10 protein-coding genes are annotated in these 14,897 nt (G+C 71.8%); 4 read left to right on the forward strand and 6 right to left on the reverse strand.

Annotated elements, in window-relative coordinates:
* Window positions 1-189: 189 nt before the first annotated feature.
* The 4 genes from ACFY10_RS18015 to ACFY10_RS18030 all read right to left on the reverse strand — a co-directional run bounded on the left by ACFY10_RS18015 (window position 190) and on the right by ACFY10_RS18030 (window position 5,528).
* The gene (locus ACFY10_RS18015) at window positions 190-1,365 is read right to left on the reverse strand and encodes a VWA domain-containing protein (protein WP_390666090.1); all 1,176 of its coding nucleotides are present in this window, start codon (window positions 1,363-1,365) and stop codon (window positions 190-192) included.
* Entirely contained in the window at window positions 1,362-1,520 is a 159-nt protein-coding gene (locus tag ACFY10_RS18020) for a hypothetical protein (protein WP_390666091.1), read from the reverse strand. The genes ACFY10_RS18015 and ACFY10_RS18020 overlap by 4 nt, the downstream gene beginning before the upstream one ends.
* Complete coding sequence (locus ACFY10_RS18025) at window positions 1,517-4,213, reverse strand: DUF5682 family protein (protein WP_390666092.1); 2,697 nt, start codon at window positions 4,211-4,213, stop codon at window positions 1,517-1,519. The genes ACFY10_RS18020 and ACFY10_RS18025 overlap by 4 nt, the downstream gene beginning before the upstream one ends.
* A gap of 175 nt (window positions 4,214-4,388) precedes the next feature.
* A complete protein-coding gene (locus tag ACFY10_RS18030) occupies window positions 4,389-5,528 on the reverse strand; it encodes an AAA family ATPase (RefSeq protein WP_390666093.1) in 1,140 nt (379 codons plus the stop codon).
* 133 nt (window positions 5,529-5,661) lie between these two features.
* Here ACFY10_RS18030 and ACFY10_RS18035 point away from each other — a divergent pair, with 133 nt between their 5' ends.
* Both ACFY10_RS18035 and ACFY10_RS18040 read left to right on the forward strand, forming a co-directional pair.
* On the forward strand, window positions 5,662-7,017 hold the full coding sequence (locus ACFY10_RS18035; protein WP_390666094.1) for an SWIM zinc finger family protein: 1,356 nt from the start codon (window positions 5,662-5,664) through the stop codon (window positions 7,015-7,017).
* Window positions 7,018-7,081: 64 nt separating this feature from the next.
* Window positions 7,082-8,701 (forward strand): DUF5691 domain-containing protein, encoded by a 1,620-nt coding sequence (locus ACFY10_RS18040; protein WP_390666095.1) that lies wholly within the window; start codon window positions 7,082-7,084, stop codon window positions 8,699-8,701.
* Between the two features lie 155 nt (window positions 8,702-8,856).
* On the opposite strand, the gene ACFY10_RS18045 is transcribed toward ACFY10_RS18040, so the two are convergent.
* On the reverse strand, window positions 8,857-9,273 hold the full coding sequence (locus ACFY10_RS18045; protein ID WP_388819976.1) for a cobalamin B12-binding domain-containing protein: 417 nt from the start codon (window positions 9,271-9,273) through the stop codon (window positions 8,857-8,859).
* A gap of 353 nt (window positions 9,274-9,626) precedes the next feature.
* Here ACFY10_RS18045 and ACFY10_RS18050 point away from each other — a divergent pair, with 353 nt between their 5' ends.
* On the forward strand, window positions 9,627-10,493 hold the full coding sequence (locus tag ACFY10_RS18050) for a lipase family alpha/beta hydrolase (protein ID WP_390666096.1): 867 nt from the start codon (window positions 9,627-9,629) through the stop codon (window positions 10,491-10,493).
* Between the two features lie 281 nt (window positions 10,494-10,774).
* A complete protein-coding gene (locus tag ACFY10_RS18055; protein ID WP_390666097.1) occupies window positions 10,775-12,202 on the forward strand; it encodes a M23 family metallopeptidase in 1,428 nt (475 codons plus the stop codon).
* Between the two features lie 105 nt (window positions 12,203-12,307).
* On the opposite strand, the gene pcrA is transcribed toward ACFY10_RS18055, so the two are convergent.
* Window positions 12,308-14,794: a DNA helicase PcrA gene (gene pcrA / locus ACFY10_RS18060; protein WP_390666098.1), complete on the reverse strand. Its 2,487-nt coding sequence runs from the start codon at window positions 14,792-14,794 to the stop codon at window positions 12,308-12,310.
* Window positions 14,795-14,897 lie beyond the last annotated feature (103 nt).

Here is a 14,897-nt window from a genome sequence, read left to right on the forward strand (position 1 = left end):
TGCGGTACGGACGAGCGGAGCAACGGCGCACCGCTGATGAGGCGTCGATCCTCGCACGGCACTCCCGAGGTTGCGCAAGCCCCCTGTTACCGATGGGTAGGCATGTCCGTTTTGCTGGGCGAAGTCGGACGACGATGCATCGACAAATCGTCAGCGAACGCTCCCTGTCCGCCCGGTCGCGCTTTCCGGTCATGCCGTGTCAGGTATGGGCAGCGGGCGCTTCTCGATCGCCGCCGCCATCACTTCAGGGAACAGATCGGGCGTGCACGCGAACGCCGGTGCCCCCAGCGCGGCGAGCGCGGCCGCATGCTCCCGGTCGTAGGCCGGCGCCCCCTCGTCCGACAGGGCGAGCAGCGTCACGAACTGCACTCCCGACGCCTTCATCGCTGCGACCCGCTTGAGCATCTCGTTCCGTATGCCTCCCTCGTACAGATCGCTGATGAGCACGACCACCGTCTCCGCGGGCCGGGTGATCTGCGACTGGCAGTAGGCGAGTGCCCGGTTGATGTCCGTACCGCCGCCCAGTTGCGTCCCGAACAGCACGTCCACGGGGTCGTCCAGCTGGTCGGTGAGATCGACGACCGCCGTGTCGAAGACGACGAGCCGCGTGTTGATCGACCGCATGGACGCGAGCACCGCACCGAACACGGACGCGTAGACCACGGATGCCGCCATCGACCCCGACTGGTCGATGCAGAGGACGACTTCCTTCTTCACGGACTGGGACGCCCGCCCGTAGCCGATGAGCCGCTCCGGCACGATGGTCCGGTACTCGGGCAGGTAGTGCTTGAGGTTGGCCGCGATGGTGCGGTTCCAGTCGATGTCGTGGTGGCGCGGCCGGTTGATCCGGGCGCTGCGGTCGAGGGCGCCGGTGAGGGTGGCCCGGGTGCGGGTGGCGAGCCGCTTCTCGAGGTCCTCGACGACCTTGCGCACGACGGCCCGTGCCGTCTCCTTCGTCGTCTCCGGCATCGCCTTGTTGAGGGAGAGCAGTGTGCCGACGAGGTGTACGTCGGCCTCCACCGCCTCCAGCATCTCCGGCTCGAGCAGCAGCGCGGACAGCCCGAGCCGATCGATGGCGTCGCGCTGCATGACCTGTACGACGGAGGAGGGGAAATACGTCCGGATGTCCCCGAGCCAGCGCGCCACTGACGGCGCCGACGCCCCGAGCCCCGCCGAGCGGTCCCGCCCCGCCTGCCCTTGCTTGTCCCCCTTCCCGTACAGCGCGGCCAACGCCCCGTCCATCGCGCTGTCCTGCCCCGACAGCGCGCATCCCGTGCCGTCGGCGGCGTCGCCCCCGAGCACGAGCCGCCAGCGCCGCAGCCGCTCCTGTGCCGGGGCGGCCGGGTCCGTCGCTTCGGTCGTCATCGGCACACCCCCGTACGGGGCCGGTCCCAGAGCGGCATCACCGGCACGATCGTCGTCGGCACCCGGCCGTCCTCCCGGAGCTTCTGCGCGCCGCCCCGGACGGCCTCACCCGCACTGCCCCGCCGCCTCGGCTCCCGCGCTCCTTCTGCTGTCATCCCGCCACCCCCACAAGGTCGTTGTCGATGTCCTCTTCCACTCCGCCCGGGCCACCCGGGCCGCCCGGTTCGTCCAGCCCCAGCAGCAGCCGGACCACCGGCAGCACGGCATCAGCGCGCCCGGGGTCGAGGTCGGCCGCGAAGCCCGGTATGCCGGAGCCGACGGCCGCCACGCTCCCCCGCTCCCCCGGTCCGCGCCGGACCAGCTCGCCCAGCGTCCGGCGCACGCCCGGCTCGTACGCCGAGAACGTCCGCCGCAGCAGGGGCAGTACGTCCGTGAACGCGTCCGCCGGCACCCCGGTCAGCCAGGAGTCGACCAGCCCGAGCAGTCGCTCGTCGTGCACGAGGAGCATTCCGCCGCCGGACCCTCCGCCGACAAAGCCCTCGATCCACGCGGCCGCGTCCCCCGGCGGAGTCCCCGGCGAGAGCACGAGTCCCATGAGCCGCGCGGCCTCGTCCTGCCCCAACTCCCCGTCGTCCAGCAACAGCCGCACGGCCCGCCCCCGGACCACACCGGGCACGGTGTCCCGGACCGACAGCACGCGCAGGACCGAGTGCCAGCGGCCACGCAGATCGCGGTGGTCCGGAGCGGGCGCGTCGCCCAGCAGCCCCACCGCCCCGTGCACCGCGTCCACATGGCGTCGCATCTCCTCGGCGGCGTCTGTGTCCAGAGCCGCGCAGGCCGGGGGCAGGCCGACGAATATCCGCTCGGCGAGGCCCGCGGCGACTCCTGCCAGCGCTCCGGTGTCCGTGCCGCGTACGTCGCCGTACCGCAGGGAGCGGACCAGGGCCGGCAGGGCCTGCGCGAGGTGGCCGACGTCCGTGTCGAGCGCCGCCCGGTCGGCCAGGACCTGCATCACCACCGGCAGCGCTTCGGGGAGTTCGGCCAGCAGGCAGCGCTCGGCGAGCCCGGTGACATCGGCCAGGGCCTGTGCGGCGACGGCGTCCGCCTCCGCCTTGGCCGTCGCCGCGGCGAGCACCGTCGTACCCCACACCCCGGCCTCTGCCACCCGCACGGACAACTCCGGCTCCCAGCGCAGCCGCCACGTCTCCCGGAACGTGCCCGTGCTCCCCCGCGAAGCCACCGGTTCGCCCCACGCGACACCCAGCAACCGCAGCCGGTGCAGCAGCCTGCTGCGCCCGGCGTCGGTCTCCTTGCGCAGGTCGAGCTCCAACTCCCGCTCCAGCGCCTCCGGTTTGAGCCGCAGCCGACGCTGGGTGCGGTCCAGGTCCCGCTGCAACGGCACCGCCGGCGCAGCCTGCGGCACCTCCCCCAGCACGTCCCCGACGACCAGCCGGTCGTGCACCAGCGCCAGCGGCACGTCCGAGCCCTCGCACATAACGGCACGCACGGCATCGGTCGTCTCGCTGAGCCCCGGCAACGGGCGGCCCCGCATCACGGCCAGTGTTTCGGCCAGCCGCACCGCCTCGATGACGTGCGCCGAAGAGACGATCCGGTCCTCGGCGCGCAGCAGTCCGGCCACCTTGGTCATCCACCGCTCGACCGGCCGGTCCGGGGCGGCGAACAGATGCCCGTACCAGCCCGGCGAGTCGATCCCCGCCCCGTACCCGCTGACCCTCGACAGCCTGCGGTACGTCCACGGCACCCACGTCATGTCCGCCCTGACCTTGGGCAGCCCCTTCACCAACGCCCGGTCGGCGGCGACGGCCGTCCTCTGCCGCAGCGCAGGCACGTGCCAGGCCCCGCACACGACGGCCACCGCGTCCCCGAACTCCCGCTGCGCCGCCCGCACCTGGAGCCGCATGTACGCCTCCCGCACGAGATCCCGGTCATGCCCACCGCTGCCGTACGCCTCCCGCAGCACCCCCATGGCCTCTTCGAGCACGACGAACGGCGCGAACGCGTCCCCCTCTCCCAGCCCCCGGTGCTCGACGACGTCCTCCCACCACCGCTCCGCGTCGTCGTACCCGGCGGCTTCGGCGAGCACGGCGAGGGGGTCGATACGGACGTCGGCTTCGACGTCCGATGTGTCGGCAGAGGGCTGCGCACCGGCATCGGCATCGGCATCGGCATCGGCATCGGCATCGGTGTCAGTGTCGGCATCGACGCCGGACCCGGCTCGGGTCTCTACCTCGGCGCCGGAGCCGGCCGCAGCGTCGGCTCCGGCCTCGATTCCTGCCCCGGCACCGGAGTTGGCGTCTGATCCAGTCCCGGTCTCTGCCCCAGCACCGGAGTTGGCGCCGCCCCCGCGCTCGGCGTCGACACCGGCCGTACCGCCTCCGGCCGAACCGGCGTCGTCCCCACGCCCGTTGCCGGCTCCCCCGCCGGGCTCGCCGTCCGTGTCCTTTCTCCACGCCAGGGTGTGCGTCGCCGGCAGGTCGATGAAACGCGCCGGGACTTCGTGCTCCAGGGCCCACCGGATCGCGACCCACTCCGGGGAGAACTCGGCGAGCGGCCAGAAGGCCGAGCGGCCGGGCTCGTCCACGGCGTGGGCGAGGAGGGCGACCGGCGGCCTCATGTCCTCCTCGGCCGCCAGTGGGATCAGCGCGTCGGCCTCGGGCGGCCCTTCGATCAGCACGACCCGGGGCCGGGCCGCGTCCAGCGCCGCCCGTACCGCGCGCGCCGAGCCGGGTCCGTGATGCCGTACGCCGAGCAGCAGCGGCCCGCCACCCGCCACGTCACTCCCGCCCCTCGCAATCCGTGTCACACCGTCCCCCTCGTCATCCTTCATCGCGGCCCTCGACTGCACCCGCCGGACGCCTTCCGGGCGCCCTCCACGCCGCTGCCGTCCCCGACGTACGCCCCGTCCTCGTGTGCCATGCACACAGAGCCGCCGCCCGATCCCTGGCCCCCGCCCGACCCCTTGTTCCCGCCGTTCCCGCCCGCGCGACCCCACCCCAGGTCGTTCACGCGCTCACCTCCCGGCAGGCCCGGTAGAAGTCCTTCCAGCCGTCGCGCTCGCGGACGACCGCCTCCAGGTACTCCTGCCAGATGACGCGGTCGGCCGCCGGGTCACGGACGACGGCGCCGAGGATGCCCGCGGCGACGTCGCCGGCCCGCAGCACGCCGTCGCCGAAGTGGGAGGCCAGCGCGAGTCCGCTGGTGACGACGGAGATCGCCTCCGCCGTGGACAGCGTGCCGCTGGGCGACTTGAGCTTCGTACGGCCGTCGGACGTGACCCCGTCGCGCAGCTCGCGGAAGACGGTCACGACCCGGCGGATCTCGTCGACGCCGTCGGGCACGGCCGGCAGGTCGAGCGAGCGCCCGATCTGGTCGACGCGCCGCGAGACGATGTCGACCTCGGCCTCCACGCTCTCCGGCAGCGGCAGCACCACCGTGTTGAAGCGGCGGCGCAGCGCGCTGGAGAGGTCGTTGACCCCGCGGTCGCGGTCGTTGGCCGTGGCGATCAGGTTGAAGCCCCGGACCGCCTGCACCTCCTGCCCCAACTCCGGTATCGGCAGCGTCTTCTCGGAGAGGATCGTGATGAGCGTGTCCTGGACGTCGGCGGGGATACGGGTCAGCTCCTCCACCCGCGCCGTCATCCCCTCCGCCATGGCCCGCATGACGGGGCTGGGCACCAGGGCGTCCCGGCTCGGGCCGTTCGCCAGCAGCTGCGCGTAGTTCCAGCCGTACCGGATCGCCTCCTCCGGCGTGCCCGCCGTGCCCTGCACGAGCAGCGTCGAGTCGCCGCTGACCGCCGCGGCCAGGTGCTCGGACACCCAGGTCTTCGCAGTGCCGGGCACGCCGAGCAGGAGCAGGGCGCGGTCGGTGGCGAGCGTGGTGACGGCGACCTCGACGATGCGGCGCGGGCCCACGTACTTCGGTGTGATCACCGTGCCGTCCGGCAGGGTGCCACCGAGCAGGTACGTCGCCACCGCCCACGGAGACAGCTTCCAGCGGGCCGGGCGGGGGCGGTCGTCCTGCGCGGCCAGCGCGGCGAGTTCACCGGCGGAGGCGTTCTCGGCGTGTGGCCGCAGCGCCTCGGTCGGTTCCTTCGCAAGTACTTCGGCTGCTTCGACGGTCATCGGTTCCACAGACACAGACATGGCTGAGGCCCCCTCCAGCTCGGCCGGTTCGGATCTGACACCAACCGTGCACCACGCCACTGACAATGCGTTCCGACCTGCGCAAACGTGCTCGCAGGCCCGATTGTCAGTGGCGGGATCTACCTTCGATGTCATGACTCAGCAGGGGGTGCGCTGGAGCGCGGATCAGGTGCTGGCACTGGCGCCTGACGTCGCGTCACGCAAAGCGGGAAGCAAACTCGGCGCGGCAGGGCCGTGGTCCGAGGCGGGGAGTTCCGACGAGGGGACGGTGTGGGGGCTGTGCAAGGGCAGTGGCAGCAAGCCGTATCAGACGGTCGTGGACATCGCGGACGCGGCGGGCCCCGCGTACAAGTGCAGTTGCCCGAGCCGCAAGTTCCCGTGCAAGCACGCGCTCGGGCTGCTGCTGCTCTGGGCGGGCGAGGACGGTGCGGTGCCGTCGGGGCAGGTGCCGGACTGGGCGGAGCAGTGGATAGAGGGGAGAAGGCAGCGCGCCGAGCAGAAGCGGACGGCGGGGGCCTCCCATTCCTCGTCCGGGTCCGGTGATCCGGAGGCCGCGCAACGCCGGGCGGAGCGCAGGGCCGAGCGGATCACCGCGGGCGCGACCGAGTTGGAGCAGCGCCTGGCGGATCTGCTGCGCGGAGGTCTGGCGAGCGCGGAGCAGGCGGGGTACGGGCTGTGGGAGGAGACAGCGGCACGCATGGTCGACGCCCAGGCACCCGGACTGGCCGCGCGGGTGCGGGAGTTGGGGGCGATCCCGTCGTCCGGGCCAGGCTGGCCGGTGCGTCTGCTGGAGGAGTGCGCGTTGCTCCATCTCCTCGACCAGGGCTGGCTGCACCGCGCGCAGCTGCCGGACGGCCTGGCGGCGACGGTCCGTTCACGGATCGGCCTGCCCGGCACGGCGGACGGCCCGCCGCTGCGGGACCGCTGGCTGGTCCTCGCCCAGTACGACACGGCGGACGCACGCCTGACGACCCGCAGGATCTGGCTGCACGGCACCGACTCGGACCGCAGCGCACTTCTCCTCTCCTACGGCGCCGCGGGCCGCGCCCCGGAGCTGGCGCTGCCCGTCGGGCTGACCTTGGACGCCGAGGTGTACGCCTATCCGGGTGCCGGACAGCTGCGGGCGGCCCTGGGCGAGCAGTTCGCACCACCGGCACCGGCGGCAACACGGCCGCCGGGAATGACGACGGCCCAGGCGGCCGCCCGCTACGGCGAGGCACTGCGGGACGACCCGTGGCTGGACTCCGTCCCGGTCACCCTGGACCGGGTCATACCGATCCCGGACGGCGACTCCTGGCAGCTGGCGGACGCCGACGCGGAGGCGGCGCTGCCACTGACTCCCGCCGCCCGCACCCGCCCCGGCCTCTGGCGCCTCGCCGCCCTCTCGGGTGGCGCCCCCGTCAAGGTCTTCGGCGAGTGCGGCCACCGCGGCTTCACCCCGCTGACAGCGTGGCCGGAGGGGGCGGGAGAGGCGGTGCAGCTGTGCTGAGCCGACGGTCCGGGGACTGCCGTACGACGCCCGCAGAGACGGCCCCTTCATGGGAAGGAACGACATGAACAGCACGTCCACGCCTGTGGCTGCGCCCGCCCCGGGCGCCTGGGAGGAGCTCGTCACGGCGGCGCTGCTCGGGACGGAGCGGCGCACCCCGCCGGGCGGAGCGCCGGGGCGGGAGGCACCGGTGGCGCTGCTGGACGCGGCGGCCGCGGAGACCGTACGGCGGCGGGCCGGGCTGCAGCCGGCGCGGGCGGCCGGGCGGCCCGCGCCCGCTGCCGAGGACCCGCGACCCGTGCTGCCCCCCGCTGCGGCCCGCAGGCTCGCGCTGCTGCTCGCCGACCGCCCGGGCACGGGCGGCGGCGGCCGCAGGGGCACGGCGCCCGACCTCATGGAACTGCTGCCCCAGTGGCTCGCGGCGGCGAACGCCCGCGGATTCGCGGCACCCCCTCAGGCACTGCCCGCGCTGCTGGACGCGGCCCGGGGGCGTACGGATCTGCGTCCGGCGGCGCTGGCATTCGCAGGGCCGCGCGCCGTGTGGCTCGCCCGGCTGAACCCCGACTGGCGGTTCGCCCTGCGCGCGATGCCGGGCGGGGGCGCCGCCCTGCCGCAGCCCGAGGACACGGAGCAGACGCGGCGCCTGTGGGAGGAGGGCCTGTTCGCCGAGCGGGTCGCGCTCCTGACCGCCATACGCGCCCGCGAGCCCGCCGCGGCCCGCGAGCTGCTCATGACGACCTGGTCGACGGAGCGGGCCGAGGACCGCCTGATGTTTCTCGACTCGCTGCGTACGGGGCTCGGCCCCCAGGACGAGCCCTTCCTGGAACGGGCGCTGGCCGACCGCAGCCGCAACGTACGGGCGACAGCGGCCGAGCTGCTCTCCGCGCTGCCGGATTCGGCGCTCGCCGCGCGGATGGCGGTCAGGGCGACGGCCTGCGTGGCCGTCGACCACATGCGGCACGCGCCGACGATCACCGTCGAGGCCCCGCACGAGTGCGACGCGAGCATGGAGCGGGACGGTGTCGTACCCAAGGCTCCGGCAGGACGGGGTGAACGGTCGTGGTGGTTCGGCCAGTTGGTGGAGGCGACACCGCTCGGGACGTGGTCCGCGCGGCTGGGTGGGCGTACGCCACGGCAGATCGTGGCACTGCCGGTGACGGACGACTGGCAGAGCGAGCTGCACGCGGCGTGGTGCCGGGCCGCCGTGCGGCAGCGGGACCCCGAGTGGGCCTGGGCACTCCTCGGAACCCCGTCCGCCCCGGAGGCCGGCGGGCCGGGAGCCGTGTCGCTGGCCGAGCGCGCCAAGCTGCTCGGGACGCTCAGCGCCGTCGAACGGGCCGACTGGGTGGCCGGATTCATCGCGGCACATGGTCTGTCCGAAGCGTTTCAGCTGCTCGGGGTGTGCGCGGTGCCCTGGTCTGCGCCGCTCGGACGGGCGGTCGTCGACGCGCTCAACATCGCGCGGGACGCAGGGAGTTATCCATGGAGCTTCAGCGGAGTAATGGGCCTGGCCGAGCGCTGCCTCGACCCCTCCGAAGCGAGCCGCCTCGACGGCCTGCTGGCGATACCGGACGAACCGGAGGACGCGTCGCCCGGTGCCGGGGGCTACTGGGCGGAGGCGTTCCAGCGCCTGGTGACTACGTTGCGGTTGCGGGCGGCGATGGCGGAGGAGCTGGGGGCGTAGGGCGGTACGCCTTCATTGGACGGCGCGCCTTCAGCACCGGTCGGCATATTTCAGCCCGTCCGGCGTTTGAGGACGAGGCCGTTGAGGCCGATCGGGGGTCTGGGGGCAGAGCCCCCAGGGACAGCAAGCCCCACTCACCCGCAGCGCATGACGGCCTACGCCCCGGCCGGCTGCCGAACATTCGCCCGCACCCAGTCCACGATCGACTGCGTCGTCGCCCCCGGCGTGAAGATCTCCGCGACGCCCTTCTCCTTCAGCGGAGCGATGTCCGCCTCGGGGATGATCCCGCCGCCGAAAACCAAGATGTCCTCCGCGTCCCGCTCCTTGAGCAGGGCGATCACCGCGGCGAAGAGCGTGTTGTGGGCACCGGAGAGGATCGACAGCCCGATCGCGTCGGCGTCCTCCTGGATCGCGGTGTCGACGATCTGCTCGGGAGTCTGGTGAAGGCCAGTGTAGATGACCTCCATACCGGCGTCGCGCAATGCACGCGCGATCACCTTGGCCCCACGATCGTGGCCGTCGAGCCCCGGCTTGGCCACCACCACGCGGATCGGACCGGCTGCCACACCCATCACTGCCTCCATGAAGCGACTGCATGCATCCCTACCGACAAGTACTGCAGTACCCAAACCGGCCGGGGAAGTGAACGAACGTTATCGCCAGCATCCCGCAACCGGCAGTTTCGCGGTGAAGAGCGAGGGGGAAATCACACGATGGGACACGTTCACCGCGCACTGTTCCGGCGGGAACACGCGCAACGGGAGCCGCAAAGAGGTCGCCGCACCACCGCGCCGCAGGCCGCGCGCCGTGGCGATGCGGCGCGTCGACGATGCCACGAAGGGCAGTCGACCACCTTCCTCGCGGCCTCCCACGAGGGCACACGGGGGACAGAGGCGTCCTCCTGCGTGCCGACAGGAGGTCGGCCATGAAGGTCACAAGGGCAGCGCTGCCCCTTCTTCCACTCTGTCAGCGGCTGCTCCCGAGCAGACTGGCGGGACTCTCCCTGGCGCTGCTGAAGGCGACCGCCCTGGAAATCGCGATCCTCGCGGGACACCTCCTCCTCTATCCCTCCGGCGTCACACAGGAACGCCGAGGACCATCGGCCCCGCTCCCGTCGCCGGGCGGCGCCGCGCAGCTGCCGACCGAGACCAAACCCCCGGTCGTCCTCCTGCACGGCTTCATAGACAACCGCTCGGTCTTCGTGCTGCTGCGCCGCAGCCTCGCCCAGCACGGCAGGCAGCAGGTCGAGTCGCTCAACTACTCGCCGCTGACCTGCGACATCCGCACCGCGGCCGAGCTGCTGGGCCGCCACATAGAAGAGATCTGCGAGCGCACGGGCAGCAAGCAGGTCGACATCGTCGGGCACAGCCTCGGCGGACTGATAGCGCGGTATTACGTGCAGCGGCTGGGCGGTGACATCCGCGTTCGCACGCTGGTGACACTCGGCACCCCGCATTCCGGCACCCGGGTGGTGCCGCTGGCGAACGCGCACCCAATCGTCCGCCAGATGCGCCCCGGCTCGGAGCTGCTCGAGGAACTGACCCGGCCCGCGCCGGGCTGCCGTACGCACTTCGTGAGTTTCTGGAGCGACCTCGACCACCTGATGGACCCGCTGGAGACCGCCTGTGTCGACCACCCCGACCTGATGGTGCAGAACGTACGGGTGAGCGGGATCGGACATCTCGCCCTGCCCGTGCACCCCGCCGTCGCGGCCGGGATACGCCAGGCCCTCGACGCCGAGCGAACAGGAGCCGAAGCCGCCGCCCATGCCGGCGGCCTGACAGTGGCGTGACCGCGTCCCGTACAGGCGGCTTACAGCCCTCGGACGGCGCTCGGACAGCACGCGAACGCCTTTCCGACAGCCATTCGGCCTCGAACATTCTTCGAACACAGGGCCAAAGCCGTGCCCACCCTCCCCCGAAACACGGCCGAATGCCCGTTTCCTGCGCGCACGAAACCTGTTGAAGATTGTCGAGCCCGCATACCGCCGGGTACAGTCACCGCACTGCTCTGGCAGCCCCTGTTGTCGAGGCGAAAGAGAAGTTGGTGAACGACCGTCACCCGTCGGGGACCATGACTACCCCGGCCCCGGCTTCCGACGCCGCCTCGGCGCACTACGCGTCGTACGGCACGCAGGAAGCCCAGTACGGCGACTTCACCACGTACGGCGGCTACGACTCCAACGGTTTTGCGACCGGCAGCCACGCCACCGGGACCTTCGCCGCAGACCCCCTGTTCGGCAGCCTCCCGGGCGAGAGCACCGGTTCGTACGACTCCGGCCACTGGGCCACCAGCAGTCACCACACCCTGAACTACGACGCGTATGCGGCCCAGCACCATGCCGCCTATGACACCGGCGTGTACGACACAACCGCCTGGACCACCGCCTACCAGCCGCTCTCTGTCATCCCGCCACAGTCCACCGGACATGATGTCTCCGGTCAGTGGGACGCGAACGCCTGGCTGCAGCCCGATCATTCGGGCGCTCCCGCCGACCAGACCCAGCAGTGGGAATGGGGCACCCAGGCCTTCGACACCGGGGCGTACGACGCCACGCAGTGGAACTCCGAGAGCCCGGAGGGCGGCGCCACCGCCGCACCCGCCGACGACTACGAGCAGCAGGCCGATCAGGGCTCGTACGGCGAACCCGTCCCGGACGACGGCCAGTTGGACGCCGTCGGAGAGCAGCCCTCTCTCACCCCGCTCCTCGACGACCAGGAAGAGGTCACGCCGGCTCCGGCATCGCGCGCCGCCTCCCGAAGCGGGGCCCGTTCCCGCCGCCGCGCGCCCGCCAAGCGGTCCGCGCTGCTGACCATCGCCGTGCCCTCGGCGTGTGTGATGGGCGTGGCCGGTATCGCCGCCGCCTCCGTGGGCACCTTCACCGGCGACCAGGACACCTCGACGACCGCCTCGGACGCGCATGCGGTGAAACCCTCCGCCGCCAACAACAAGCTGGACACCCAGATCCAGAGCCTCTCCGCCGGCGCGGACGACTTCGCCGACCGGGCCAGCCGTACGCAGGAGCGCATCGACCTCAAGACCCAGCAGGAGGCCGAGAAGAAGAAGGCAGCGGCTGAGGCGGCCCGCAAGGAGCGGCTGCGCCCGAAGTACGTCCTTCCGGTCACCCAGAAGGGGCTCAGCGCCTACTTCGGCCAGGCCGGCATCAACTGGATGTCCGTGCACACCGGCATCGACTTCCCGGTCTCGTACGGCACGACGGTGATGTCCGCGACCGACGGCACCGTCCGCACGCAGTGGAACAGCGCGTACGGGAACATGATGATAGTGACCGCGAAGGACGGTACGGAGACGTGGTACTGCCACCTCTCCAGCTACCGCGTCTCCTCCGGTACGACCGTGAAGGCCGGCGACCCGATCGCGTACTCCGGCAACTCGGGCAACTCGACCGGCCCGCACCTGCACTTCGAGGTCCGGCCGGGCGGCGGCTCGGCGATCGACCCGCTGCCGTGGCTGCGGAGCCATGGGCTGGACCCGACGTAGAAGCCCCTGGGGGCTGCGCCCCCAGACCCCGCTTCGGCCTGAACGGCCTCGTCCTCAAACTCCCCCAGAGGGGGTGCCCCCAGACGGGCTGTAAGTCACCGCCAGTTACAACTTCTCCACCGGCGCATATCGCAGCAGCAGCCGCTTCGGCTTGGTGTCGCCGAAGTCGATCGTCGCCTCGGCGTTCCCGCCCGTGCCCTTCACGGCCACGACCGTGCCGAGTCCGAACTGGTCGTGCGTGACGCGGTCGCCGACGGCCAGCGAGACCACCTGCTTGTCGGAGGCCCGGCTCGTGGCGAAGCCGGACGCGCCCGATGCCGAGGAGCGCGAGCGGGAGGACGACAGGGAGGCCGCCACACCCGACGCCGGGCCGGAGGGGACCGGTGCCGTCGCGCCTGTCCGCTTCCAGTCGACGTGGTGCGCCGGGATCTCCTCCAGGAAGCGCGAGGGCGGGTTGTACGACGGCTGCCCCCATGCGCTGCGCAGCGACGAGCGCGTCAGGTACAGCCGCTCACGCGCGCGGGTGATGCCGACGTACGCGAGCCGCCGCTCCTCCTCCAGCTCCTTGGTCTGGCCGAGGGCGCGCATGTGCGGGAAGACGCCGTCTTCCATGCCGGTGAGGAAGACGACCGGGAACTCGAGGCCCTTGGCGGTGTGCAGGGTCATCAGGGTGATGACTCCGGAACCGTCCTCGTCCTCATCCGGGATCTGGTCGGAGTCGGCGACCAACGCGACGCGCTCCAGGAAGTCGGAGAGCCCGCCGGTCGCCTCGCCCTCACCGGATTCCTGCTCGAACTCCAGGGCCACGGCGGCGAGTTCCTGGAGGTTCTCGATGCGGGTCTCGTCCTGGGGGTCGGTGGAGGCCTGCAACTCGGCGAGATAGCCGGTGCGTTCGAGGATCGCCTCCAGGACGGTCGCCGGGCCGACGCCCGACTCGACGATCGTGCGGAGGTCCTCCATCAGCGTGTTGAACCGCTTGACGGCGTTGGTCGACCGCGCGGCCATGCCGTACGCCTCGTCGACGCGGCGCAGCGCCTGCGGGAAGCTGATCTTCTCGCGCTGGGCGAGGGCGTCGATCATCGCCTCCGCGCGATCGCCGATGCCGCGCTTGGGGACGTTCAGGATGCGGCGCAGCGGCACCGAGTCCTCGGGGTTGGCCAGCACCCGCAGGTAGGCCAGGACGTCCCGGACCTCCTTGCGCTCGTAGAAGCGGACGCCGCCGACGACCTTGTAGGGCAGGCCGACGCGGATGAAGACCTCTTCGAAGACACGGGACTGGGCGTTGGTGCGGTAGAAGACGGCGACGTCTCCGGCCTTCGCCTCGGCGGAGTCCGTGAGGCGGTCTATCTCGTCTGCGACGAACTGCGCCTCGTCGTGCTCCGTGTCCGCGACGTAGCCGGTGATGCGCGCGCCCGCGCCCGCGTTCGTCCACAGGTTCTTGGGGCGGCGGGACTCATTGCGCTCGATGACCGCGTTCGCCGCACTCAGAATGGTCTGCGTGGAGCGGTAGTTCTGCTCCAGGAGGATCGTCGTCGCGTCCGGGTAGTCCTCTTCGAACTGGAGGATGTTGCGGATCGTCGCGCCGCGGAAGGCGTAGATCGACTGGTCGGCGTCACCCACGACGCACAGTTCGGCGGGCTGCAGGTCGTACTCGTTGGGCGGTACGTCCTCGGCGTGCGCGCCGGTGCCGACGAGTTCGCGTACAAGCGCGTACTGGGCGTGGTTGGTGTCCTGGTACTCGTCCACGAGCACGTGGCGGAAGCGACGGCGGTAGTGCTCGGCGACGTCCGGGAAGGCGCGCAGCAGGTTGACCGTCGTCATGATCAGGTCGTCGAAGTCGAGGGCGTTCGCCTCGCGCAGCCGCGACTGGTACATGGCGTAGGCCTGGGCGAGGGTCTTCTCGAAGCCGTCGGCGGCCTGGGCGGCGAAGTCCTCCTCGTCGATCAGCTCGTTCTTCAGGTTCGAGATCTTGGCACTGAAGGACTTCGGCGGGTAGCGCTTGGGGTCGAGGTCCAGGTCGCGGCAGACCAGGGCCATCAGGCGCTTGCTGTCGGCGGCGTCGTAGATCGAGAACGACGAGGTGAAGCCGAGCTTCTTGCTCTCCCGGCGCAGGATGCGCACGCACGCACTGTGGAAGGTCATCACCCACATCGCGTTCGCGCGCGGGCCGACGAGCTGCTCGACGCGCTCCTTCATCTCGCCCGCGGCCTTGTTGGTGAAGGTGATCGCGAGGACCTGGCCCGGATGCACATTCCGCTCGCCCAGGAGGTAGGCGATGCGGTGGGTGAGCACGCGGGTCTTGCCGGAACCGGCGCCGGCCACGATGAGCAGGGGGGTGCCGGAGTGGACGACGGCCGCGCGCTGGTTCTCGTTCAGCCCGTCCAGGAGCGCGGCCGGGTCGATCGCCGGGCGGGGGGCGCCGTCGCGGTAGTAGGCGTCCCGGTCCGGTGGCACGTCGAACTTCCCGCCGAACAGATCGTCCGGAACCGGCTCCGGTCCATGATCGTCCTCGGGCGGCGGCGGAGGTTCCTCCTCGTGCCCGCGGGGGGCCTGGAGGTTCGCCAGGAAGCTGTCGTCAAAGAGGCTGCTCATCGCTCTCCGAGTCTAGGGCGCCCCACTGACAGCCCGCCGCCGCCCTGAGAACATCGCCGGATTCAGCGACCCGGAGGGCCGGGAACCGGCCTCCCGGAACCCG

The organism is Streptomyces sp. NPDC001401 (assembly GCF_042895385.1).
GTDB lineage: Bacteria > Actinomycetota > Actinomycetes > Streptomycetales > Streptomycetaceae > Streptomyces.